The sequence below is a fragment of the Sphingobium sp. WR1 genome, assembly GCF_059693745.1.
Genome location: NZ_JCATID010000018.1, coordinates 1 through 24,261, shown reverse-complemented (window position 1 = coordinate 24,261; position 24,261 = coordinate 1). Strand labels below are relative to the sequence as shown.

General features: G+C 65.3%; 23 protein-coding genes. 13 read left to right on the top strand and 10 right to left on the bottom strand.

Annotation, left to right across the window (positions count from 1 at the left end; genetic code table 11):
• Nucleotides 1–155 precede the first annotated feature (155 nt).
• From AC58EF_RS19040 to AC58EF_RS19025, 4 genes are all read left to right on the top strand, one after another.
• Nucleotides 156–623 carry a copper chaperone PCu(A)C gene (locus AC58EF_RS19040; protein ID WP_497277942.1) on the top strand — a complete coding sequence of 156 codons (468 nt, stop codon included), beginning with the start codon at nt 156–158 and terminating at the stop codon, nt 621–623.
• Complete coding sequence (locus AC58EF_RS19035; protein WP_497277940.1) at nt 620–1,075, top strand: vgr related protein; 456 nt, start codon at nt 620–622, stop codon at nt 1,073–1,075. Before AC58EF_RS19040 ends, AC58EF_RS19035 begins: the two co-directional genes overlap by 4 nt.
• A 253-nt stretch (nt 1,076–1,328) precedes the next feature.
• Nucleotides 1,329–1,538 carry a hypothetical protein gene (locus AC58EF_RS19030; protein WP_497277939.1) on the top strand — a complete coding sequence of 70 codons (210 nt, stop codon included), beginning with the start codon at nt 1,329–1,331 and terminating at the stop codon, nt 1,536–1,538.
• A 181-nt stretch (nt 1,539–1,719) separates the two neighbouring features.
• Nucleotides 1,720–1,908, top strand: coding sequence for a hypothetical protein (locus tag AC58EF_RS19025; RefSeq protein WP_497277938.1), 189 nt, complete (start codon nt 1,720–1,722; stop codon nt 1,906–1,908).
• A gap of 61 nt (nt 1,909–1,969) precedes the next feature.
• On the opposite strand, the gene AC58EF_RS19020 is transcribed toward AC58EF_RS19025, so the two are convergent.
• Complete coding sequence (locus AC58EF_RS19020; protein ID WP_497277936.1) at nt 1,970–3,772, bottom strand: acyl-CoA dehydrogenase C-terminal domain-containing protein; 1,803 nt, start codon at nt 3,770–3,772, stop codon at nt 1,970–1,972.
• A gap of 47 nt (nt 3,773–3,819) precedes the next feature.
• Nucleotides 3,820–4,230: a MerR family transcriptional regulator gene (locus tag AC58EF_RS19015; protein ID WP_497277935.1), complete on the bottom strand. Its 411-nt coding sequence runs from the start codon at nt 4,228–4,230 to the stop codon at nt 3,820–3,822.
• A 117-nt stretch (nt 4,231–4,347) separates the two neighbouring features.
• On the opposite strand from AC58EF_RS19015, the gene AC58EF_RS19010 reads away from it, so the two are divergent.
• The 8 genes from AC58EF_RS19010 to AC58EF_RS18975 all read left to right on the top strand — a co-directional run bounded on the left by AC58EF_RS19010 (nt 4,348) and on the right by AC58EF_RS18975 (nt 14,121).
• Nucleotides 4,348–4,758: a DUF2946 family protein gene (locus AC58EF_RS19010; protein ID WP_497277934.1), complete on the top strand. Its 411-nt coding sequence runs from the start codon at nt 4,348–4,350 to the stop codon at nt 4,756–4,758.
• A gap of 70 nt (nt 4,759–4,828) precedes the next feature.
• On the top strand, nt 4,829–6,859 hold the full coding sequence (locus AC58EF_RS19005; RefSeq protein WP_497278060.1) for a TonB-dependent receptor family protein: 2,031 nt from the start codon (nt 4,829–4,831) through the stop codon (nt 6,857–6,859).
• On the top strand, nt 6,859–8,145 hold the full coding sequence (locus AC58EF_RS19000; protein WP_497277933.1) for a PepSY-associated TM helix domain-containing protein: 1,287 nt from the start codon (nt 6,859–6,861) through the stop codon (nt 8,143–8,145). The genes AC58EF_RS19005 and AC58EF_RS19000 overlap by 1 nt, the downstream gene beginning before the upstream one ends.
• A gap of 201 nt (nt 8,146–8,346) precedes the next feature.
• On the top strand, nt 8,347–9,969 hold the full coding sequence (locus tag AC58EF_RS18995) for an NAD(P)/FAD-dependent oxidoreductase (RefSeq protein WP_497277932.1): 1,623 nt from the start codon (nt 8,347–8,349) through the stop codon (nt 9,967–9,969).
• Between the two features lie 78 nt (nt 9,970–10,047).
• Nucleotides 10,048–11,100, top strand: a complete 1,053-nt coding sequence (locus tag AC58EF_RS18990) for a D-alanine--D-alanine ligase family protein (protein WP_497277930.1) — start codon at nt 10,048–10,050, stop codon at nt 11,098–11,100.
• Between the two features lies 1 nt (nt 11,101).
• Nucleotides 11,102–11,923 (top strand): NTP transferase domain-containing protein, encoded by an 822-nt coding sequence (locus tag AC58EF_RS18985; RefSeq protein WP_497277929.1) that lies wholly within the window; start codon nt 11,102–11,104, stop codon nt 11,921–11,923.
• Between the two features lie 3 nt (nt 11,924–11,926).
• On the top strand, nt 11,927–13,012 hold the full coding sequence (locus AC58EF_RS18980; RefSeq protein WP_497277928.1) for a sugar-transfer associated ATP-grasp domain-containing protein: 1,086 nt from the start codon (nt 11,927–11,929) through the stop codon (nt 13,010–13,012).
• The gene (locus AC58EF_RS18975; protein ID WP_497277926.1) at nt 13,009–14,121 is read left to right on the top strand and encodes a glycosyltransferase; all 1,113 of its coding nucleotides are present in this window, start codon (nt 13,009–13,011) and stop codon (nt 14,119–14,121) included. Before AC58EF_RS18980 ends, AC58EF_RS18975 begins: the two co-directional genes overlap by 4 nt.
• 25 nt (nt 14,122–14,146) lie before the next feature.
• On the opposite strand, the gene AC58EF_RS18970 is transcribed toward AC58EF_RS18975, so the two are convergent.
• From AC58EF_RS18970 to AC58EF_RS18955, 4 genes are all read right to left on the bottom strand, one after another.
• The gene (locus AC58EF_RS18970; protein WP_497278058.1) at nt 14,147–14,896 is read right to left on the bottom strand and encodes a 3'(2'),5'-bisphosphate nucleotidase CysQ; all 750 of its coding nucleotides are present in this window, start codon (nt 14,894–14,896) and stop codon (nt 14,147–14,149) included.
• Nucleotides 14,897–14,919: 23 nt separating this feature from the next.
• The gene (gene cysN / locus AC58EF_RS18965) at nt 14,920–16,836 is read right to left on the bottom strand and encodes a sulfate adenylyltransferase subunit CysN (RefSeq protein WP_497277925.1); all 1,917 of its coding nucleotides are present in this window, start codon (nt 16,834–16,836) and stop codon (nt 14,920–14,922) included.
• Entirely contained in the window at nt 16,836–17,750 is a 915-nt protein-coding gene (cysD, locus tag AC58EF_RS18960) for a sulfate adenylyltransferase subunit CysD (protein WP_497277924.1), read from the bottom strand. The genes cysN and cysD overlap by 1 nt, the downstream gene beginning before the upstream one ends.
• Nucleotides 17,751–17,849: 99 nt before the next feature.
• On the bottom strand, nt 17,850–18,641 hold the full coding sequence (locus tag AC58EF_RS18955; protein WP_497277923.1) for a sulfite exporter TauE/SafE family protein: 792 nt from the start codon (nt 18,639–18,641) through the stop codon (nt 17,850–17,852).
• Nucleotides 18,642–18,894: 253 nt separating this feature from the next.
• Here AC58EF_RS18955 and AC58EF_RS18950 point away from each other — a divergent pair, with 253 nt between their 5' ends.
• Complete coding sequence (locus AC58EF_RS18950; RefSeq protein ID WP_497278056.1) at nt 18,895–19,986, top strand: mannose-1-phosphate guanylyltransferase/mannose-6-phosphate isomerase; 1,092 nt, start codon at nt 18,895–18,897, stop codon at nt 19,984–19,986.
• Between the two features lie 80 nt (nt 19,987–20,066).
• Here AC58EF_RS18950 and AC58EF_RS18945 read toward each other — a convergent pair whose 3' ends face one another.
• The 4 genes from AC58EF_RS18945 to gmd form a co-directional block, all read right to left on the bottom strand.
• Nucleotides 20,067–20,897: a class I mannose-6-phosphate isomerase gene (locus tag AC58EF_RS18945; protein ID WP_497277922.1), complete on the bottom strand. Its 831-nt coding sequence runs from the start codon at nt 20,895–20,897 to the stop codon at nt 20,067–20,069.
• A gap of 7 nt (nt 20,898–20,904) precedes the next feature.
• Nucleotides 20,905–22,080, bottom strand: coding sequence for a polysaccharide biosynthesis/export family protein (locus AC58EF_RS18940; protein WP_497277921.1), 1,176 nt, complete (start codon nt 22,078–22,080; stop codon nt 20,905–20,907).
• 126 nt (nt 22,081–22,206) lie between these two features.
• A complete protein-coding gene (locus AC58EF_RS18935; protein ID WP_497277920.1) occupies nt 22,207–23,106 on the bottom strand; it encodes an NAD-dependent epimerase/dehydratase family protein in 900 nt (299 codons plus the stop codon).
• Between the two features lie 14 nt (nt 23,107–23,120).
• Nucleotides 23,121–24,155, bottom strand: a complete 1,035-nt coding sequence (gene gmd, locus AC58EF_RS18930; RefSeq protein ID WP_497277919.1) for a GDP-mannose 4,6-dehydratase — start codon at nt 24,153–24,155, stop codon at nt 23,121–23,123.
• Nucleotides 24,156–24,261: the final 106 nt, after the last annotated feature.

The following is a 24,261-nucleotide window of genomic DNA, read 5'->3' as shown; positions in this document are numbered from 1 at the left end:
AAATATACTCAGCGGTTGACGGCCCCATACCTCACTAAAGCGCCAAGGCAAGGCCGGTTTGCAAGGAGGGATATAGGCGTGCTTTCGCTTGGCACAAGAAGCCGGCGCGATTACCTAAGCATACGACCGAAAACGAGACAGTCATGGAGTGTCGGATGCGTGCGCCCTTTGCCCTTTTCGTCCTCGCGGCGCCCCTGGCGCTCAGCGCCTGCGGCGATCCCGCGCCGGCCTATATCGATCAGGCCTGGATTCGCCTGTCCCCCAATAAGGAGATGCCGTCCGCCGGCTATTTCGTGGCGCATGGCGGCGATGCAGGCGCGCAATTGCGGGGCGTCATCACCGATTATGCGCTCAAGGTCGAAATGCATGAAAGCCTGACGAAGGACGGCATGACGACGATGGAGCGGATCGACAGCGTCGACATTCCGGCCAAGGGCAAGGTCGCCTTCGCGCCGGGCGGCAAGCATCTGATGCTTTTCGGCATCAACGACACCGCGATCAGCCGGGGCAAGATGCAATTGACCTTCCTGATGGGTAATGGCGATCGCCTGCTGGTCGACGCCGTGATCCGCAAGCCCGAAGCGGCCGCCGCGCCCAGGGCCGGCGACACCGCCGCCCATTGACCGGCCGCCCGCTCACCCCGCAGGAAACGGCCCTCGCCCGCTCGGTCTTCGGGCGGGCGATCGATTATGGCCGCGTGCGGGTGCATAATCGCAAATGGTGGCCGCTGCAGCCGAAAGGCGTGACCATGGCGCCCGATGGCGATCTCTGGTTCCATCCCGAAGGCGGCCTGTTCTGCGCCGATTTCTGCGAAAGCCCGCTGCATCTCCAGGGCCATTTCCTCCATGAAATGACCCATGTCTGGCAGGCGCAGCGATCGGGCCGCTGGTGGTTGCCGCTGATGCGCCATCCTTTCTGTCGCTACGGCTACCAGATCGTGCCGGGCAAGCCGTTCGCGAACTATGGCATCGAGCAGCAGGCGGAGATCGTGCGCCATGCCTTCCTGTTGCGCCGGGGCGTGGCGGTGGAGGGAAAGCCCGGTGCGGATGTGTACGAGGCGCTGCTGCCCTTTTAAGGTGTGAATGGGGAAAAGGGGTGGTTTGCGACCTGTCGGCTTTCGGAGCATAAAGAAGACGAACCGGACACGAGAGGCCCAATCGCAAATGTTTTGGGAATCAAACCCATGGAAGGCGAGCTTTTTGCGATCTCGTTCTATGAAGAAGGGGTATCGCGAACGCGCAAGCTGGCCACTTACTTGGCGGCGTGCGGGCTTAAACGACTGGCCAGCGATATCCGCACTCGGAGACGACCACGATTGGGCGCGAAAGATGGGAACGGGGTTCGTTGCCGAGTTTGGCAACGAAATCTTGTTTTTGATTGATCGGGATTGGTTTGGCTGGCCTGACCCACCCCAATGGGGACTGGCATCGTTTGATGCAGCTAACGGCGAGTGGAACCTGTGGGGTAACTTTTCAGATTTGCCTTCTGCGTGGACTGTTCCCGATCCCTTATACGGGCCGGAACGAAATCCTGCTTAGTCCGGTTCTGGAACAGGTTTATTTGCAATTGAATTTCCGGCTTTGGCCGCTTCCAGCCTTCCCGAATATCTCCACCCCATGGCGCAACCCTATGCGCCATGGGGTGGAGATACATTAACTGCAATCGCCTTCGATTCCATTGCATTTGCGAAAAGCCCCGCGGAAGCCCACATAAGTCGTAATGCTGCAACGCAGCAAATTCCCCAATCGAGGCTCCAAGATGTTTTCCCTGCTGTCGCTTTATTTCGCCTATCGTCGTGATGTGGTTTCGGCCAAGCGCTATATCGCCGCGCTTAATAGGACCAAGGCGCCGGTCGCCGATCATGTGACCCCGGTTCCGGTCGAGGAACAGCTGTCGCTCGCAGCCTGAGCCATGCGAAAAGGGCGGCCATATGGCCGCCTTTCGCTTGCCTTGATGCTGGTCGCCTGGTTCAGGCGGCCAGGAACATTTCGGGATCGAGCGCCATCAGCGCATCGGCGCCGCCCTCGATCTTGCGGCGCAGTGACCCCGCATCGGGCATGATCCGTTCGGCGAAGAAACGTGCCGTAACCAGCTTGGCTTCCAGATATTTGGCGTCGCCGTCTCCCGCCTCGATCAGCGTGGCGGCCGCCTTCGCCATGCGCAGCCACATCAGGCCCGTCGCGACGATGCCCAATATATGCATGTAATGATGCGCGCCGGCCCCGGCATGGTCGGGGTTCTTCATGGCGTTCTGCATCAGCCACATGGTCGCCGCGCCGAGCTGCCCGCTGGCCTTTTCCAGTGCTTCGGCGATGCCCGCCAGCTTCTCATTATCCTTCGCGGCGGCGACTTCGTCACCGACCATCTTCAGGAAGCCCTGGAGCGCGCGGCCACCGTTCATCGGTAGCTTGCGCCCGACCAGGTCCATCGCCTGCACGCCGTTGGTGCCTTCGTAGATCTGGGCGATGCGCGCGTCGCGGACATACTGCTCGACGCCATTTTCCCAGATATAGCCATGGCCGCCGAACACCTGCTGCGCCATCACCGCGACGTCGAAGCCCTTGTCGGTGCCATAGCCCTTGAGCACCGGCGTCAGCAGCTGGACCAGATCGTCGGCGGCCTGCCGCTCCTCTTCGGTTGCGGCCTGATGGGCCAGGTCCACCTGCAACGCGCCCCACAGCATCAGCGCGCGCAGCCCCTCGGTCAGCGCCTTGGCTTCCATCAACATGCGGCGCACGTCGGGATGGACGAACAGCGTATCGGCCTTTTCGCCCGGCTCCTTGGGGCCGGTGAGCGCGCGGCCCTGACGGCGATCATGGGCATAGTGAACGGCGTTCTGATAGGCGATTTCGGCCTGACCCAGCCCCTGCATTCCCACCCACATGCGCGCGGCGTTCATCATGATGAACATGGCGGCCAGGCCCTTATTCTCCTCGCCCACCATCCATCCGGTCGCGCCGTCATAGTTCATGACGCAGGTCGCGTTGCCATGGATGCCCATCTTATGCTCCAGCGACCCGCAGGACACGGCGTTGCGGTCGCCCAGCGAGCCGTCGGCGTTGACGAGGAACTTCGGCACGACGAAGAGCGAGATGCCCTTGCTGCTGTCGGGCGCGCCCGGCGTCTTGGCGAGGACGAGGTGGATGATATTCTCCGCCAGGTCATGCTCGCCGGCGGAGATGAAGATTTTCGTGCCGCTGATGGCGTAGCTGCCATCGTCATTGGGCGTGGCCTTGGTCTTGATGAGGCCAAGGTCGGTGCCGGCGTGCGGCTCGGTCAGGTTCATCGTGCCGGTCCATTTGCCCGACACCATGTTGGGGACATATTTCTGCTTCAGTTCGTCGCTGCCCTTGGCCAGCAGGGCGGAAACGGCGCCGCTGGTCAGGCCATGATACATTTCGAAACTGTGGTTGGACGACAGCACATATTCGCCCACCGCCGCCGCGACGACATTGGGCAGGCCCTGGCCGCCATATTCGACCGGGCCGTGCAGCGTCGTCCAGCCGCCCTCGACATAGGTGTCGAACGCCTGCTTGAAGCCGGTCGGCGTGGTCACGCTGCCGTCGGGGTTGCGGGTGCAGCCTTCCTTGTCGCCAACCGCGTTCAGCGGGAAGAGAATCTCCGCCGCCAGCTTGCCGCCTTCGGTCAGGATCGCATCGACCAGGTCGGGGGTGGCGTTCTCGAAGCCGGGCAGGTTGGCGTAGCGGTCCAGCCCGACGACATGGTCCAGCACGAAGCGGGTGTCACGAATGGGGGCGGCATAGCTGGGCATGATCTTCTCCTGACATGTTATTCGGGACCCCCGGCGGGGGGGAGGGCTTAATTGTCTTCGATGGTTGCGACGAAAGCGGCGAGTTCGTCGATGGCGGCGTCGATATCGTCCTTCTGCCGCGTCAGCAGGTCGATGCGCGCGCGGCACTTGTCCACGGTGACGCGGCGCTGTTCCTCATGCGCCTCGTCGGCGTCATAAAGGTCGATCATCTCGCGGATTTCGGTGAGGCTGAAGCCGACTCGCTTGCCCCGCAATATCCACGCCAGCCGGGCGCGGTCGCGGCGCGAATAGATGCGGGACAGGCCTTGCCGTTCGGGCGAGATCAGCCCTTCATCCTCGTAGAAGCGCAGCGCTCGCGCGGTGACACCGAACTCTTCGGAAAGGTCGGTGATGCTGTAGCTCTGCCGTTCGCTATGGTCGGGCAGTTCGATGCCGGCGATGCTGCTGCGCTTGTCCATGATGCCGATGTAACCCCGCTTTACGTTTACGTCAAGGTTAGTGAAAGAGAGTCCAATCCGTTCCCATGGTCCTTTTGCCTCAGTGACAGGCGCGGGCCAAGCCGCTACGGCGGGCGCATGATGGGGGCGATCCGACAGAGCGAAGGCGCGCGTGGCCTGCTGGCCGCGCTGGCGCTGCTCGTCCTGGCGATTCAGATCATCGCGCCGGCGGGCTTCATGCCGGTAAGGACGGAAAAGGGCGTGGTGGTCACGCTCTGCACCGGAACCGGGCCTGTCAATGTCGTTGTCGACCGCGGCCAGGCGCCCGATCGGCGCGACCATCGACCCGATGACGGCATGACGGGGCGGCAGCATTGCCCCTTCGCCGCCTCGGTCCAGCCGGTGGTGCCGCCGCTGCTGCTGGCCGACCTGCCGTTGCCGGCCTGGCAACTGGCCTTTGGTCCCATCGCCTTCGCGCTCAAGACCGGTCTCATCGCCCGGCTCGCCGCGCCGCCGCCTCCGTCCGTGGGACCGCCCGCGATCTTCTGAAAGCCGATATCCGCCTCGCCCTGCATCGGCGCGTGGCTTTGTCATGCCTTTTCAGAAAGTTACCAAACTAATGCATCATGTCCATGCCGCGCGCAGCCTGCCGCTGTGCGCCCTCCTCCTGTCCGCCACTCCCGCCCTCGCCGAAGAGGGCGATCAGAGGGCGATCATCGTCACCGCCAGCCCGATCGTCGAAGCGGCGGCGTCCCGCGTTCAAAAGACCCCCGGCGGCGTCGATGTCGTTGCAGCGGAGGATTTTGAAGACAGGCTCGCCGTCTCGCTCCGCGACGCGCTGGCCTTTTCGCCAGGAGTCTACACCCAGCCGCGTTTCGGGCAGGAAGTGCGCCTCTCGATCCGCGGCTCCGGCCTGTCGCGCGGCTATCATATGCGCGGCCTGACCCTGTTGCAGGATGGCATCCCGATCAATTCGGCCGACGACAATGGCGATTTCCAGGAACTGGACCCGCAGATTTTCCAGCATATCGAGGTGTATCGCGGCGGCAATGCGCTGCGCTTCGGCGGATCGACGCTGGGCGGGGCGATCAATGCGGTGACGCCGACCGGCCGCAGCGCGCCGGGCGTGGAACTGCGCCTCGATGGCGGCAGTTTCGACACGCTGCGTGGCAAGATCGCCTATGGTCACGCCGATGACCGTGGAGATGTCTATTTCGCTGTCGCGGGCGACCGATCCGACAGCGACCGCGCCCATGGCGATCGCAAGGCGCTGCGCTTCAACGGCAATGTCGGATTGAGGCTGGGCGAGGGCGTCGAAACCCGTTTCTATGCCAGCGCGCAGACGATCCGCCAGCACCTCGCCGGCGCGCTGAGCGAGAAGGATGTCCTGACCAACCCGGCCAGGGGAAGTTTCGTTGGCGATCAGGCGCGCGACATCGATTCGATCCGCCTGCAAAATCGCACGACCGTCGATCTGGGCCATGGCAGCCTCGCCTTCGGCCTCTTCTATAATGCGAAAAGCCTGTTCCATCCCATTTATCAGGTCATCGACCAGAAATCGGAGGATCGCGGCCTGTTCGTCAGCCTCGACCTGGCGGGCGAGATCGGCGCGATGCCCGTCGAACTGACGATCGGCAGCCAGGCGCGGTTCGGCACGGTCGAGGCAAGGCAGTTCGTCAATGTTTCGGGCCGGCGCGGCGCGATCACCGCCAATGCCCGGCAGACGGCGCAGACGATCAACAGCTATGGCGAAGTCCGCATCGCGCCCGTGCCCAATCTCTGGCTGATCGGCGGCGGCCTCTACAGCCATGGTGAGCGCCGCATCACCAATCGCTTCGCCCCGGCGCGCAGCGGAGAGGCTGATTTCGACGCCTTCGCGCCCAAATTCGGCCTGCTCTACCAGCCGGTCGAAACGCTGCAATTCTACGCCAATGTCAGCCGGTCGGTCGAACTGCCCGGCTTTGGCGAACTCAGCCAGACCCCGGCCGGCGGCGCGCCCGGATTCACGCCCGTAGGCCTGCAAAAGGCATGGACGGCGGAAGTCGGCACGCGCGGACGGCTGGGTATCGCTGCCTGGGACATCAGCCTCTATCGCGCCGACATAAGGGGGGAGATGCTGCAATATAGCGTGGTGGCGGGCACCATCCCGGCCGCCACCTTCAATGCCGGCAAGACCCGGCATCAGGGGCTGGAGGCGGGGCTGGACCTGACGTTTGCGCCCTGGGCCAGCCTGCGGCAGGTCTATCAATATAGCGATTTCCGCTTCCGCGATGATGTCCAGTTCGGCGACAATCGCCTGCCGGTCGTGCCGCGCCATTTCTACCGGGCGGAATTGAAGCTGGGCACGGATCAGCTCAGCGTCTCACCGGCGGTGGAATGGTTGCCGCAGGGCGCCTGGGTCGACTATGCCAACACGAAGCGTGTCGGCAGCTATGCGCTGCTCAACCTTGGCGCGCAGGCGCAGGTCCGCGATGGCGTCACCCTGTTCCTCGACGCACGCAACCTGACGAAGGAACGGGCGATCGGCGACATCAGCGCGCTGGTCCGCTATACGCCCGACAACCCGACCACCGCCCCCGACGAGGGCAGCGTCAGCTTCTATCCCGTCGAGCGCCGCGCCTTCTATGCCGGCGTGCGGGCGCGTTTCTGATGGGCGCGACCGTGGAACAGGGCGCCTTCTATCGCGCCATGTGGCGCTGGCATTTCTATGCCGGGCTGATCGTCCTGCCGGTGCTGGCGCTGATGGCCGTTACCGGCGCGCTCTACCTTTACAAGCCGGAGCTGGAGGCGCTGATCTATCCGGTGCGGCTGTCGTCCGGCGTCGCCATGCCGCTACTGCCGCCCTCGCGGATCGTCGCCGCCGCCGAGCGGCAGGCGGGCGCGAAGGCGACGCAAGTGCTGCGCCCGGCAGCGGATGGGGAAAGCTGGCGCGTGGTCACGCCGACGGAAGGCGGAGGAACGATCATCCATTTCGTCGACCCGCGTGACGGGCGCGTCCTGGGGCAGATGCGCGACGGCGGGCTGATGCAGACGGTCAAGACCCTGCACAGCCTGGCGATCACGGGGCCGGTGGGGAACCGGCTGGTCGAGGTGGTGGCCGGATGGGCCATCATCCTGTGCGTCACCGGCCTCTATCTGCGCTGGCCCCGGCGTGGCCAGCCGGCGCTGGCGGTTCGGGGCAGCGCGCGCGGCCGGCTTTTCTGGCGTGACCTGCATGGCACGCTCGGCTTCTTGTCGGCGGCGCTGATCCTGTTCCTCGCGGTGACGGGTATGCCCTGGACCGATGTCTGGGGCGGCGGGCTGCGCGCGGTGATCGCCGCCAATGGCGCGGGGCGTCCACCGATGCAGGTCAATCCCTGGGCGCCCGCCGCGAAGGAGGCGTTGCCCTGGACCCTGCGGGAGGGCGATGCGCCGGCGGCACGGGCGCCGCGCGACATCGGCATCGACGCGGTCGTCCGCATCGCCGGGCGGCGCGGCCTGTCGGCGGGCTATCAACTCTTCCTGCCCGCGACCCCGGGCGCGCCCTATCTGGTGACGGCGACCGCCAGCCGCGCCGACGACGCCCGCGCCATTGCGATCGATGCAGCGGACGGCGCGGTGGTGCAGGACATGGACTGGCGTGAGTTCGGCATGGGCGCGAAGACGGTCGAATGGGGCATCGCCACGCATCAGGGCGAGCAATATGGCGAGGTGAACCGCCTGCTGATGCTGGCGGGATGCCTGTGCCTGCTGGCGCTCTGCCTTACCGCGCCGGTCCTGTGGTGGAAGCGTCGGCGCGATGGCCGCCTGTCCGCACCGCCGCCGCCATCATCGCGCGCAAAGCGAACGGTGGCCGGGCTGATGGTGATGCTGGGTCTGGTCTTTCCGCTGACAGGACTCAGCATGGCGGCGGCGCTGGCGGGCGAGTGGCTGGCGGGGCGGGTGCGGCGCGCCTAGTGGATTGATTTTGACATTTGCATCCCTTGGCGGTTGGGATCGGCCTGCAAATGTCAAAATCGTAAAATCCACTAGAATCATAAAATTACTAGTGGTCCGAAAGGATTCTGACATTTGAACGCCCCCATCCGATAGGGTAGCAAATGTCAGAATCGGACCACTAGTTTCCTTTCGCGGCCCAAGCCATTATGGGCTCGCACCATGATCCGTCTTTCCGGCCTGAAACTGCCCCTCGACCACCCGGCCGAGGCGATGCCCGTCGCCATTTGCCAGCGCTTGGCGATCGAACCGCAGGCGTTGCGGGGCCACAGCGTCGTGCGGCGCGGCAATGATGCGCGGCGTAGGAACGCGATCCAGCTCGTCTACACGCTCGACGTCGATGTCGCCGACGAAGCCGCCGTGCTGGATCGCTTCGCCGGCGACCATGACGTCCGCCCGACGCCGGATACGGCCTACAGGTTCGTCGCCCATGTTCCCGAAGGCTGGCAGGGCAGGCGGCCGGTGGTGATCGGCGCGGGGCCGTGCGGGCTGTTCGCGGGCCTGATCCTGGCGCAGATGGGGTTCAGACCGATCATCCTCGATCGGGGCAGGCAAGTGCGCGAGCGGACCAGGGATACGTGGGGCCTGTGGCGCCGCGCCGAACTCAATCCCGATTCCAACGTCCAGTTCGGCGAGGGTGGGGCGGGCACCTTCTCCGACGGCAAACTCTATTGCCGGGTGAAGGACCCGCGTTTCCTGGGCCGCAAGGTGCTGGAGGAATTCGTCGCCGCCGGTGCGCCGGACGATATCCTCTGGGAAGCCCATCCCCATATCGGCACCTTCCGCCTCGTCTCGATGGTGGAATCGATGCGCAGGCAGATTGAATCGCTGGGCGGCGAATATCGCTGGCAGCACCGCGTCGACGATCTGGTGCTGGAGCGGCAGGGCGACGGGACGCAGCGGCTGCGCGGGCTTGTCCTGCACAACGGCAGCGTGATCGAGACGGACCATGTCGTCATGGCGGTCGGCCACAGCGCCCGCCCGACCTTCGAGATGCTGCACCGCCAGGGCGTCCATATGGAGGCCAAGCCCTTTTCGATCGGCGTGCGGATCGAGCATCCGCAAAGCTGGATTGACCGCGCCCGCTACGGCCAGTGCGCCGGCCACCCCGATCTGGGCGCGGCCGCCTACAGCCTTGCCCATCATTGCGACAATGGCCGCACCGTCTACAGCTTCTGCATGTGTCCGGGTGGGCGGGTGGTCGCCGCCACGTCCGAAGAGGGGCGCGTCGTCACCAACGGCATGAGCCAATATAGCCGCGCCGAATTCAACGCCAATTCGGGGCTGGTCGTCGGCATCGACCCGGCGCGCGACTATCCGGGCGGGCCGCTCGCCGGGATCGATTTCCAGCGCCATTGGGAAAGTCTGGCCTATGTCGCGGGCGGTTCCTCCTATTGGGCGCCGGGACAGACGGTGGGCGATTTCCTCGCCGGGCGGCCTTCGACGGCGTTCGGATCGGTAACGCCCTCCTACAAGCCCGGCGTCACCCCGACCGACCTGTCGATGTGCCTGCCACCCTTCGTGATCGAGGCGTTTCGCGAGGCGCTGCCTGTCTTCGGCCGGCAACTCGCCGATTACGACCATCCCGACGCGGTAATGACGGGCGTGGAAACCCGCACATCCTCGCCGCTGCGCATCACGCGAGGCAAGGATTTCCAGAGCCTCAACGTCGCGGGCCTCTATCCGGCGGGCGAGGGCGCGGGCTATGCCGGTGGCATATTGTCCGCCGCGATCGACGGCATCAAGGTGGCGGAGGCGGTTGCGCGGGCGATCACCGCCGACTGACATCTTCCCGTCATTGCCCCGTCACGACCGTGCAGCCGTCCCGTCTCGGGGGCGTCATCGCCCGGTCAAGGGCATGTCATGCGCATCGGGCAAAAGGGCCGCATGACCCATATGGACCGTTGCGTGCGCATCTCCCCGGCCGACAAGGCCCGGCTGCGCGTCCTCTTCCTCGCCAAACATGCGCGGGCGACCGGCGCGCCCGACGCTGTCGACGGCAATCACGCCATCTATCATCATGAGATGCGCACCACGCTGGAGGATATCGGCCTCCATATCCGGGTCGCCAACAGCTATGAGGCGCTGTTCGAGCGGCCGGACGTCGATTTCGTCGTCACTCTGCTCAATCGCGGCGGTTTCCAGAATAGCGAGATGATGGCGCCGCTGCTGCTCAGTTGGCGCGACGTGCCGCATATGGGCGCCAGCCCGATCCTGCGCGGCGTGTCGGACGACAAATATTTGAGCAAGCTGATCGCCAGCGCCCATGGCGTGCCGACCATGCCCGCGCAGATTTTTCGCCGGGGCGGCCTGCCCGCCGAACCCGCCTTCCGCGCCGAACGGCTGGTGGTGAAGCCCAACGCCTCTTCCGCCTCCTGGGGCCTCGCCATGGTCGACAGCTGGGCGCAGGCGCAGGCGCAGATCGACTATCTGCATGGCGAAGGGCATGACGTGCTGGTCGAAGCCTGGGCGCCGCTGCTGGATGTCGCCGTCCCCGTGGTCGGCGGCAGCGGCGGACAGCCCTGGCTGTTGCCGCCTATGATGTATGTCCCCGCCGATCCCCATCGCGCGCGCAGCCATGAGGAAAAGCGCGGCCTGGTCGAAGCGGGCGACGATCCGCTGGTGCTGGTCGAGGACCGCGCGTTGCTGGCGCAGCTGGAGGAGATGACCCGCCGGCTGCTGCCGGAATTGTGGCCGTTCGACTATGGCCGGTTCGAGTTTCGCTATGATCCGGTCAGCGGCGCGGTGCAGTTCATGGAAGTGAACCTGTCCTGCAACCTCTGGTCGAAAAAGACGATTTCGCGCTCGGCCCGGTCGATCGGGGTGGATCATCAGACTTTGGTCGAAACGATCATCGGCCACAGCCTGGAGCGGCAGGGGCTGCTGACCGAAGCGCCTCTGCGGGTCGCGGCCTGACATGGGCGGCCGAAAAGAAGGCGCCGCGACGGCGTTGGTGCTGGCCGGCAAGCGCGATGGCGCGACCGATCCGCTGGCGCTGGAAGCGGGCGTCACCCATAAATGCCTGGTCCCGGTCGCGGGCCAGCCGATGCTGGTCCATGTCATCGACGCGCTGGCGGCGAGCGACCGGATCGGTGAAATCCGCGTCGCGATCGAGCAGCCGCAGGTGCTGGAAAGGCTGCCGCAGCTGCGCGGCCTGATCGCCACCGGCCGGCTGGTCCCGGTCGCCGCCCGGCCCAATCTGGTCGATTCGGTGCTGGCGGCGGCGGAGGGCGCCGCTTTCCCGCTGCTCATCACCACCGCGGATAATGTGCTGCTAACCCCGCCGGCGGTGGCGGAGATGCTGGACGGCTGCAAGGCGCAGAGCGCCGCCGCCGCCGTCGCCTTCACCCGGCGCGCTTCCGTGCTGGCGGCCCATCCCGAAGGACAGCGCAAATTCTACCGCTTCGCCGAAGACAGCTATTCCAACTGCAACACCTATTGGCTGAGGGACCGCGCGGCGCTGGCCGCGGCCGAGACATTCCGGTCGGGCGGGCAGTTCGTGAAGCATCCGCTGCGCATTATCGGCGCATTCGGCCTCCTGAACCTCATCCGTTTCCGTTTCGGCCTCGGCACGCTGGCGGCGACGTTCGAGCGTTTTTCCCGCCGCTTCCGCATGACGATCGCGCCGGTGATCTTGTCGGACGGCGCAGTGGCGATCGATGTCGACAACAGCCGCTCGCATGGCGTCGCCACCGAATTGCTCGACCAGCGCGCGATCCTGATGCAGGCCGCGGAGTAACATTTGCTCACCATTCGCGCGGTCCCGGCCCGGGACGAGAATAGCCTGCTCGCCGCCTATCATGGCGGGCTGCGTCGGCACTGGGCGCCGGGCGCGCGCGGCCTTGCGCGTTTGCTGGCAAAGGCGGGTGGGGGCGGCTGGTCCTCGTCGGAGCGATTATTGCTGCCGGAGGACGTGCGGCGGGCCGGCCTGTCGATGCGCGACCGCAAGGGCGTGCACCGGCTGCTTAATCCGGCCGCCTTTCCCTTCACCGCCAACCCGCTCAAGAACAAGCAGCTTTTCGCCTGCGTCGCGCGGCAGGCCGACCTGCCGATCGCCGCGGCCTGCGATCCGGTGCGCGAGGATCTGGGCGATTGGCTGGCGGGGGAATGCGACATCATCGCCAAGCCGAGTTTCCGGTCCAAGGGACAGGGGGTGGAGCGGTTCCGGCGCATCGACGCGGGGTGGCAGGGAGCCGACGGACCGATCGCCGATGCTGCGCTTCATGCCCGGCTGCGCGACCTGTGGCGGGCGGGCGGGGTGATCCAGCGGCGATTGCCGACCCATCGGGCGCTGGCCGACCTGTCTCCCGGCGCGCTGCCGACCCTGCGGGTCGTCACCTGCCTGGACGAAAGCGGCGCGCCCGAAGCCTGCGGCCTGGCGCTGCGCCTGTCGGCGGGCGGGTCGCGGCCGGTCGACAATTTCAACGCCGGCAATCTGGTGCTGGGGATTGACGATCAGGGGCGCTGCCTGACGGCCTGGCTGGGTGGCGTCGAACGGCCGACGCCGCATGACCGGCATCCGACCACCGGCGCCGTGATCGCCGGCAGGCCCGTTCCTGACCTGGCCGGAGCGATCGCACTGGCCTGCCGCGCGCATCTGGCCTTTACGGGCTTCACCGTGATCGGATGGGACGTCGGCCTGACCAGCGAAGGGCCGGTGCTGATCGAGGGAAACTGGAATCCCGGCACCGACATATTGCAACTGGTGAGCGGGCAGGGTCTGGCCGATACGCGGCTGGGCGCGCTCTATCGTCATCATCTGGGCCAGCTGCCGGTCGAGCGCTGGCGCGGCGCGCGGGTCGTGCAATGGGACCGGCGCGGCCGTTGATCTGCATCTATGTCCATGCGCTGGTCGCGACCGGCGTGGTGCGTAATGCGCGGCTGATCGCGGCCGACCTCGCCGCACAGGGGCATGACGTGCAACTGGTGACGGCGCTGCCGGGAGGCGAGGGCGTGGCGGGCGTCGCACATCATGCGCTGCTGCCGCGGGCGCGGCCGTCGCGCCTGCGGGAAAAGGCGCAGGCGGCGCTGGCGCTGCGCCGACATCTGCTGCGCGAACGGCCGGCCATGCTGATCTCCGCCGGCAATCATGGCCATGGCACCGCCTGGGCGGGAAGCCGCGGCGTGCCGGGCGTAAAGCGCGTCTATCGCATCAGCAACGACATCATGCGCAGCATGGCCGGCGCGCCGTCAGGCGGCCTGAAGCGTTGGGGTCGCAGCGCGATGGCGCGGCTGATCGCGGCAGACGCGGCGCATCTGGTGCTGGTGTCGCCGACCCTGGCCGATACGCCGGCCTTTGCGGGCGCGGCGCGCGATGAACGGCTGAGCGTGATCGTCAATGGCATCGATGCCGCCGCCGCGCGTCGTCGGATCGGGGACGGGCCGCCTCATCCGTGGTTGGGGCAGGATGTGCCGGTGCTGCTCGCCATCGGCCGGCTGGCGCCGCAAAAGAATTTCGGCACCCTGTTGCGCGCCTTCGCGCTGCTGCGCCGGGAACGGCCCGCGCGCCTTATCATCCTGGGTGAAAGCCGCGACGACGCGCGGGAGACGCTGGCGGCGCAGGCTCGCCAGCTCGGCATCGCCGATGATCTGGCGCTGCCGGGCACGGTCGCCAATGTCTTCCCCTGGCTGGCGCGCTGCGACGCCTTCCTGCTGCCCTCCTGGTGGGAGGGATCGGCGAATGTGCTGCTGGAGGCGATGGCCGTCGATGCACCCTGCGTCGCGTCGGTGAGCGCAGGCAATGCGGCGCAGCTGCTCGGCGATGGCCGCCACGGGCTGCTGGTCGACCCGGCCGATGCGCAGGCGATGGCGCAGGCCATGGCCCGGCAGGTCGATCCCGCGACCCGGATACGGCCCGGCGATCGTATCGCGATGTTCGAAATGGACAGCGTGTCGGCCGGCTGGGCGAAGCTGGCCGGACGATTGCTGGCCGGGTGATCCACATCACCCGGCCGTTCCGTGGTCAGGCGGCGTCCCTCGCCAGCGCGGCGATATGGCCCAGCACTGCGTCGGCATGTTCCTTGCGGCAGATGAGCAGATCGGGCAGGTAGACGTCGCTCTGGTTATAGACGAGCGGGCTGCCGTCGATGCGGCTGGCGTGCAGGCCGTGGGCAAGGGCGACGGCGACCGGCGCCATGCTGTCCCATTCATATTGGCCGCCGCTATGCAGGTAGATGTCGGCCTGGCCCAGGATCACGGCCATGGCCTTGGCCCCGGCGCTGCCCATCGGCACCAGTTCGGCGTCGAGCGCCTGCGCCACGGCGACCGCCTCGGCGGCGGGGCGGGTGCGGCTGACGACCATGCGCAGCTTGTCCGGCGCGGGCGGCACCGCGCGCGGCTGGTCGGACCGCAGCACCGTGCCGCCATCCAGTCCCGGCAGCGCGACCGCGCCGATCGCCGGCTGACCGTCGATCGCCAGCCCGACATGCACCGCCCAGTCGGACCGTTCCTCGCCATATTCGCGCGTGCCGTCGACCGGGTCGACGATCCATACCCGGCTCTTGTCGAGCCGCAGGGGATTGTCCTTCTCCTCCTCGGACAGCAGCCCGTCGTCGGCACACACCTCGCGCAGGGCGTGGCAGAGGAACTGGTTGGCGGTCTGATCGCCGGCCTTGCCCAGCGCCTTGGCGCTGAACAGGCCGGACGCGCGGACCTCCACCAATATGCGCCCTGCCACATCGGCGAGATGGGCGGCGAGATCGGCGTCGGTCATCGCCGCGATGTCGATCGCGCCGCTCATGGGATCAGCCTCGCGACGATAGCGTCGGCCGCTTCCTCGGCGGTCATGGCCGTGGTGTCGATGCGGATTTCCGGGTCGTGCGGCGCTTCATAGGGGCTGTCGATGCCCGTGAAGTTCTTCAGTTCCCCCGACCGCGCCTTCTTGTAGAGGCCCTTGACGTCGCGCGCCTCGGCTTCGGCCAGCGGCGTGTCGATATGCACCTCGACGAACTCGCCCGGCTGCATCATCTGCCGCACCATGTCGCGTTCCGACCGGAAGGGCGAGATGAAGGCGGTGATGACGATCAGGCCCGCGTCGGTCATCAGCTTCGCCACCTCGCCCACGCGGCGGATATTCTCCACCCGGTCGGCATCGGTGAAGCCCAGATCCTTGTTCAGGCCATGGCGGACATTGTCGCCATCCAGCAGGAAGGTGTGACGGTTCATCCGGGCGAGCTTCTTCTCGACCAGATTGGCGATGGTCGATTTGCCCGCGCCCGACAGGCCGGTGAACCACAGCACGGCCGGTTTCTGATTCTTGAGGCCCGCATGGAAGTCGCGGCTGACGTCGGTCGCCTGCCAATGGACATTCTGCGCGCGGCGGAGCGAGAAGTGCAGCATCCCCGCAGCGACGGTCGCATTGCTGATCTTGTCGATCAGGATGAAGCCGCCCAGCGTGCGGTTCTTCTCATAAGGCTCGAATACGATCTGCCGGTCGGTCGACAGGTTGGCGACGCCGATGGCATTGAGTTCCAGCGTCTTGGCCGCCAGATGCTCCATCGTGTTGACGTTGACCTGATATTTGGGCTGCTGGATCGTCGCGGTCACGGTCTGCGTGCCGATCTTGAGCCAGTAGGAGCGGCCTGGCAGCATCTCGTCATCCGCCATCCAGACGATGGTCGCCTCGAACTGGTCGGCCGCCTGGGGCGGATTGTCGGCCAGAGCAATGACGTCGCCGCGCGAACAGTCGATCTCATCGGCGAAGCACAGCGTCACCGACTGGCCGGCCACCGCCTGATCGAGGTCGCCACCCAGCGTGACGATGCGGGTGACGGTCGATGTCTTGCCCGAAGGCAGCACACGCACCGCGTCGCCCGGCTTCACCGTGCCGGTCGCGATCAGGCCGGAAAAGCCGCGGAAGTCCAGGTTTGGCCGATTGACCCACTGCACCGGCATACGGAACGGCTTGTCCGCGTCGGTGGCGCTGTTGACCTCCACCGTTTCCAGATGCTCGATCAGCGCCGGCCCCTTATACCAGGGCGTGTTGGCCGACGGGCCGGTGATATTGTCGCCCTTGAAGCCGGAGATCGGCATGGGCGTGAACGCCTTGATCCCGATCGAATTGGCGAACGCGGTATAATCCTTGACGATCGCGTCGAAGACCGCCTGATCATAGTCGACCAGGTCCATCTTGTTGACCGCCAGCACGATGTTGCGGATGCCGATCAGGTGCGCCAGATAGCTGTGGCGGCGCGTCTGGGTCAGCACACCCTTGCGCGCGTCGATCAGGATGACGGCCAGGTCGGCGGTGGACGCGCCCGTCACCATGTTGCGCGTATATTGTTCATGGCCGGGCGTGTCGGCGACGATGAACTTGCGCTTTTCGGTGGCGAAGAAGCGATAGGCGACGTCGATGGTGATGCCCTGTTCGCGCTCGGCGGCCAGGCCGTCGACCAGCAGGGCGAAGTCGATTTCCTGCCCCTGGGTGCCGACCTTCTTGCTGTCCGCCTCCAGCGCGGCGAGCTGATCCTCGAAAATCATCTTGCTGTCGTAGAGCAGGCGGCCGATCAGCGTCGACTTGCCGTCATCCACCGACCCGCAAGTGATGAAGCGCAGCATCGTCTTGTGTTGATGGACTTCCAGATATTTGTCGATGTCCTCGGCTATTAGGGCATCAGTCCGGTAGACCGGTTCGTCAGCGATAATGTCCGACATCAGAAATACCCCTCCTGCTTCTTCTTCTCCATGCCGGCGCCGCCGGCATCCTTGTCGATCGCGCGGCCCTGCCGTTCCGAGGTGGTGGTCAGCAGCGTCTCCTGGATCACCCCCGGCAGCGTCTTCGCCTCGCTCTCGACCGCGCCCGTCAGCGGGTAGCAGCCCAATGTGCGGAAGCGGATCGATCGCATCACCGGCTCCTCGCCGGGCTTGAGCGGGAAGCGCTCGTCATCGACCATCAGCAACATGCCGTCGCGCTCCACGGTCGGGCGCTGGTCGGCGAAATAGAGCGGCACGATCGGCACGTCGTTCAGGTGGATATATTGCCAGATATCCAGCTCGGTCCAGTTGCTGATCGGAAAGACGCGGATGCTCTCGCCCTTGTTCTTGCGGGCATTGTAGAGGTTCCACAATTCCGGCCGCTGATTCTTGGGGTCCCAGCCGTGCGAAGCGGTGCGGAAGGAGAAGATGCGCTCCTTGGCGCGGCTCTTTTCTTCGTCGCGACGCGCGCCGCCGAAGGCCGCGTCGAAGCCGTAGAGGTTGAGCGCCTGCTTCAGCCCTTCGGTCTTCCACATATCGGTGTGGAGCGGGCCATGGTCGAACGGGTTGATGCCGCGTTCCTGCGCTTCGGGATTCTGGTAGACCAGCAATTCCATGCCGCTTTCGCGCGCCATCCGGTCGCGCAGCTCGTACATCGCCTTGAACTTCCAGGTCGTGTCGACATGCAGCAGCGGGAAGGGCGGCGGCGAAGGGTAGAAGGCCTTGCGCGCCAGGTGCAGCATCACCGCGCTGTCCTTGCCGACGGAATAGAGCATCACCGGCTTCTCCGCCTCCGACACCACTTCCCGCAGGATGTGGATGCTCTCGGCTTCGAGTCGCTCCAAATGGGTCAGAGTCTTTGCGTCCACCAACATATCCTCGCAATTTCTGTGCGCGGAGTCATGACAGCAAGCAATGTGAATGAAACCTCCCATATGGGAGGGGTGCCATTTGCCCCGCCTTCGCTGCCCCGGTCAGCCGATCAGGCGCCATCCCGCGACCAGCAGCACCAGGGCCAGCAAGGGCTGCAACACCCGCTCGGGCACCTTCGACGCCAGCATCGATCCCAGGATGATGCCGGGGATGGAGCCGATGAGCAGGTTGAGCAACAGCATCAGGTTGAAGTTGCCGATCCACAAATGCCCCATGCCCGCCACCAGCGTCAGCGGCACGGCATGGACGATGTCGGTTGCGATCAGCCTCTGCAACCGCATCCGCAACGGGTAGAGCGCGAGCAGCAGCGTCGCGCCCAGCGCGCCGGCGCCTACCGATGTCAACGTCACCATCACCCCCAGCAGCGCGCCGGCCGCCACGGTCAGCCCGGCCTGATAGCGCAGGAAACTGCTCGCCGTATCGGTGCGGGCATGAACCGCCCAGTGGTGGAAACGGCTGCGGAACAGGGTCGCGATTGCGGTCAGGATCAGGACGACGCCGAGCGCCGTCATGATGAGGCCGCTCTTGATCTGGTGGGCGTCAATCCGGGACAGCAGAATCAGGACGATGAGAGCGGCGGGCAGGCTGCCGATGCAGAGGCGGCGGATGACCTCATAGTCGGGGCCGCCATGCGCGCCGCCATGATGATGATGGACGAAGCCGCCCACGGACTTGGTGATGGCCGCGAACCAGAGGTCGGTGCCGACTGCGGTGGTCGGCGAAACGCCGAACAGCAGGATCAGGATCGGTGCCATCAGCGATCCGCCACCTACGCCGGTCATGCCCACCATGACGCCGACGAACAGTCCGGCGACCACATGCAACCAATCCATTCGCGCCCCCAGGTCCGCAAGGCCCTGATCGGGCGATCACTTGCAGGGGATATCCGCAGCAACCCGCGGCGAACAACCTTTTTTGTTGATCGGGCGCAATGCACAAAAAGGATGTCGGTTCGTTACATCGCATTGCATCGGTTCATTTGCCCGAATAGACAGGCGTAAATGGGCCGATTGACATGCTGCGTCGACTTTTTGGTCGCGTCGGTATGCGGATCAAGCCCAAGACAATTAACAGGGACGATTAGCCATTTCTGCCATCTCTTCTCAAGCATCCATCTATCCGGTCATCTTGTCTGGTGGTTCCGGCACACGTCTATGGCCGCTGTCGCGACCGGAATGTCCCAAGCAGTTCATTCCGCTCGTGACCGAACGGTCCATGATGCAGGAGACTTTGCTGCGCACCATGGGTGTGAGCGGGTTCAAGCCCGCACTGGTCGTGTCGAGCGCCGGCCATGGGCCGCTGGTGCGGGAACAGGTGGCGGCGCTGGATCATGTCCCGGCAGCCGTCATCCTGGAGCCGATGGCGCGGAACACCGCGCCCGCCATCGCCCTTGCCGCCTGCTGGATCGCCGCTCGGGATCGTGATGCGCTGATGCTGGTCATGCCTTCGGATCATGTCATCGCGGACGTGCCCGCCTTTCATGCCGCGATCGCGGCCGCCGTTCCGGCCGCGCTTGACGGACGACTCGTGACCTTCGGCATTCAGCCGCATTATCCAGAAACCGGCTATGGCTATATCGCCAAGGGCGACGCGCTGGGCGAAGAGGCTATGGTCCATGCGGTGGCCCAATTTGTCGAAAAACCGCCGCGCGCCCAGGCCGAAGCCTATCTGGCGGGCGGCCGTCATTATTGGAATGGCGGCATTTTCCTGTTCAGCGCAGGCGCCCTGCTCGACCAGATGGAGCGGCACGCACCGGAGGTGGCGGCTTGCGCCGCGCGCGCCATGGCCGACGCGCGGGAAGAGGACGGCTTCATCCTACCCGATGGTTCCGCCTTCGGCGCCAGTCCCGATGTGTCGATCGACGTCGGCGTGATGGAAAAGACGGATCGCGCGGCCGTGGTGCCGGTCGACATGGGCTGGTCCGATGTCGGTTCATGGGACGCACTTTGGGCGATCCGCGACCGGGATGATGCCGGCAATACGACGAAGGGCGGGTCTGTCAGCGTCGATGGCGCGGGCAATCTCATCTATGTCGATGGCGGTCCGCCGGTCGCCACGATCGGATTGCGCGATTCGGTGGTCGTGTCGACGGCGAAGGGTGTGCTGGTCATGCCGCGCGACCGTTCCCAGGACGTCAAGGCCGTGGTGGAGAAGGTCAAGGCCGGCGCTTTCGGCTGATCCGCTGATTGCGACACCCGCCGTGCCGGTCCGACGTGGCGGGTGTCTGTGATATCGATTGCGTGCGCGGCGCGCCGTTGTCAGGCGAGCGTGGCGATCAGCGCGGATGCAGGCGCCAGGGCTTCGATCCGGCATCCACCATCCAGCAGCCAGCATTCGCCCCTGGCCCAGTCCGCACCGTCGACGGTGCCATGGCCATCCAGCGGCGTGAACCAGATCTGCTCGGCCGCCGGTAAAGTAAGAACGCCAGCGTCCCAATGGCGCAGCGTCAGGCGAAACGGTGCGTCGGCGGGGGTGAGGAGGCTGTCTTTCGCCCCGAGCGGCGCATGAACCGCAGGGCGCCGATAAGGCTCCAGCAGGCTGACCGACAGCCCCTGGTCTAGATGCAGTTCACGCGGTCGGCCATAGTCATAGAGGCGATAGGTGATGTCGGCATTCTGCTGGATTTCGGCCAGGACGATCCCGGCCCCGATGGCGTGAACGGTGCCGGCCGGGATGAAATAGCAATCGCCGGGCTGCACCGGTTTCCAGTCGATCATGTCCTCGATCGAACCATCGAGCGCTGCGGCATGGAAGGCCTGCGGAGTCATGGACTGCTTGATGCCGATCCCCAGCGTCGCGCCCGGCTCGCAATCGAGGATATACCAGATTTCTTCCTTGCCGCGCGGCAGGCCGGCGGCCTGGGCCGTCGCATCGTCGGGGTGAACCTGAATCGACAGCCGCTCGCTGGTGAAGATATATTTGACCAGCAGCGGCAGGTCCTGTCCGGCTTCGCTTTCGAACCAGATCTCGCCGACCGGCGCCCCGCCTGCCTCCCCGAAGATGGCGGGCAGGGTCGAGCGCCCCCATGGCTTTTCCACAAGGCGTGGTTGCAATCGTTGCATGGCGCTGACCGGTTCGCTGCGCTTCATGGTTGCGTCAATTCGAACTGACGGCATTGTCGATCGCGACCAGCGGCAGGACGGTGGACGCGAACAGGCCGATGATGCGCTGGACCTCGGCAACCGGGTTGTTGGATATGTAGAGCACATCCTTGTTCCGCACGGCGAAATGCTGCATCGCGAAATAGGTGGCCGGATCCTTCATGTCGACGCGATAGATGACCGGAATCTTGCCATCGGGTCCCGGTACGACATCGGTGCCGCGGTTGGGAACCAGTGCCGGGTCTTCCCAGCGGAAAAGAAACAAGCCCTTCGCATCGGCCCGGCCGTCCTGCAGGCCGCCCATGCGGCCTATCGCCTGGGCAAGGGTAATGCCGGTCGCCTCGAAAAGAACCTCTTCATTCTTGCCGGCCGCGCCCAGGGCGGTGAAGCTGTAGGGCTGGAACAGCGCGGTCACGACATCGCCCTGTTTCAGCACGACATTCTGGTTGGGGTCGCCGATCACGGCCGCCATCGGCATGGCATAGATTTGTCCGTTCCGGCTGACCTGAATAGTCACCTTGTCCGATGGCGCTCGCGTGCCGCCGGCCGCGGCGATCGCGTCGAGAATTCGCTCGCCCTTGGGCGTCAACGGCATCCGCGTGCTGGACGTCACCTCGCCGACCACCGCGACGTTGGCGCTCTGGTTGCGGAGCAGGCGCACGGCGACCTGCGGCAGATGGGCCTTGCCGCGCAGCCGCGCCGTGATATCGCGCTCGATCTCGTCCAGTCGCCGGCCCCTGACAGGCACCAGCCCGGCGAAAGGCACGGAAATGCTGCCCGTTTCGCCGACGATGAATTCCGGCAACGCCGTGGCGCGGCTGGTGTCGACCGAACTGACGGCGGGAGCGGAACTGAACAGAACCGCCGGCGGCGCTTCCCAGATGGTGATTTCCAGCACATCGCCCTGGCCGACCGTTTCCCCGACCGCATTCGTCTGGCCCAGGGCCGATGCGAAGTCGGTCGCCGTGGCGCGCGGACGCGCCGCCAGCATCTGTTCGTCCAGGCGGATCACCTGGATCCCGCGGATGGAGACATTAGGGCTGTCGCCGACATTCGCGATCCTTTGCGTACTCGGCCCGACCGACGTGCAGGCGGCTGTGGCCAGCAGCGCGGCGGTCAGGCACAGGCGAGGAAGACGGGTGCCGATCCGACGATGCAACAAGCTATTCATGAAGTCTCCTAATGCCCCGGGGCTAAATTCGGCATCCCGGTGCAAGCTGTTCAGATGCCACTCTTTCAAAACAATCGGCCACAGCCGGTTGCAAGACTAATATCGACCGGCTGCAATGCTGTCACCTCATGTCGTCAGCATCCAGCGGAGCGTGTCGTCCAGCGGAACATGATCCAGCGCTCCGATCACGGCTTCGATCCTCGTGGCGTCGCCGCACAGCGATTTGACTTCATCGGCGCGGACGAAGGCGGGGTTGACCCGCACGGCGAAATCATGGCCGGAAAGGCGTCGGACGGAATCGAGGACCTCGTGCAGGCTGGTTGCGTGGCCTGAACAGACGTTGAAGGTGCCGCCGACGGCCGCCGGGGTTTCCAACAGCCGGGCATAGGCATCCACGACCATGCGGACGTCCGAAAAGTCGCGCGCCACGTCCAGATTGCCCAATTCGATCTCCGGCGCGCGGCGACGCACATGATCGACGATCTTGGGGATCAGGAAGCTCTTGGACTGGCCGACCCCGGTATAGTTGAACGGCCGGGTCACGATGACCGGCAGGCGCACGGCGGCAAGGCCGCAAATCAATTCGCCCGCCACCTTCGTCACGCCATAGTCGTTGGCGGGGGAGGGGGACATGCTTTCGTCCAGCACGCCGGCGCGTCCATTGCCATAAATGTTGGCGCTGCTCGCGACCAGAACAGACCGCGGCTTATGCTCCATCGTTTCCAGCGCGCCCAACAGGGTGCGCGTGCCGATTATGTTGGTGCGATACATTTCGCCGATATCGCCATGAGCGACAAAGGCGATGGCCGCCAGATGGACGACATGATCGGGCCGGACAGCGTCCAGCACGGCCTGCAGCCCGGCGCCGTCCGTCAGATCGCAGACTTGGCTTTCCGCGATGCCCTCGATGGCTTCCTCGGGTGCGTCGCGGAACAGGCCGCATATGCGATGGCCTTGCCCGGCGAGCCGCCGAGCAAGGTAGCGGCCCGTAAAGCCACCCGCGCCGGTGATGAGGGTCGTCGCCATCGCCCGTCCTCCGGTCAGAAGCTCGCGCCCGCCTCATTGCGGCGGAGATCGGCCTGCACCATCATGTCGCACAATTGTTCGAGCGACGTCTGAGGCTCCCAGCCGAGCTTTTCCTTGGCATAGCTAGCGTCGCCGATCAGCAGGTCGACTTCGGCCGGACGATAGAAGCGCGGATCGATCCGCATCAGCGTCTTGCCCGATGCGGTGTCGATGCCGATCTCCTGTTCCCCTTCGCCGGAAAATTCGATGTCGACGCCGGTCGACTTGAACGCCAGGCGCACAAAATCGCGCACGGTTTCAGTGCGGTTGGTCGCCAGCACATAGGTGTCGGGTTCGTCTGCCTGAAGCATCCGCCACATACCCTCGACATATTCCTTGGCGAAGCCCCAGTCGCGCTTTGCGTCGATATTGCCGAGCGCCAGGCAGTCCAGCTTGCCGAGCGCGATTTTCGCGACGCTGTCGGTGATCTTGCGGGTCACGAACTCGCGGCCCCGCAACGGGCTTTCATGGTTGAAGAGGATGCCGCTGCAACCAAAAATGCCGTAGCTCTCGCGATGATTGACCGTGCACCAATGGGCGTAGAGCTTCGACACGCCATAGGGGCTGCGCGGCCAGAAGGGGGTGGTTTCGGTCTGCGGGACCGCCTGCACCTTACCGAACATCTCCGACGTGCTGGCTTGGTAGAAGCGGATCGCCGGATTGACGATGCGGATCGCCTCCAGCAGGTTGAGCGGGCCGATGCCGGTAATGTCGGCGGTCGTCAGCGGCTGTTCGAATGACACGCCGACAAAGCTCTGCGCCGCCAGATTATAGACCTCGGTCGCACCGGACTTCTGCAGCAGCCGGATGGTGGTGGACAGATCGGTCAGATCATATTCGACCAGATGCAGATTGGGATGGTCGGCGATGCCCAGTTCCTCGATCCGCCAGAAATTGACCGAACTCGTCCGGCGATAGGTGCCATAGACCATATAGCCCTTGGCCAGCAGCAATTCGGCCAGATAGGCGCCGTCCTGGCCGGAAATGCCCGTTACAATAGCTGTTTTCATGAATCTCTGCCTGGTTTGAGTTAGTGTGTTGTGCCCGCGCCACCGACGCGGGAGAGTTGGAAGCCGGCGTTTGCGGCTTCGGCGAGGGGGTATATGTTGCGCAGGT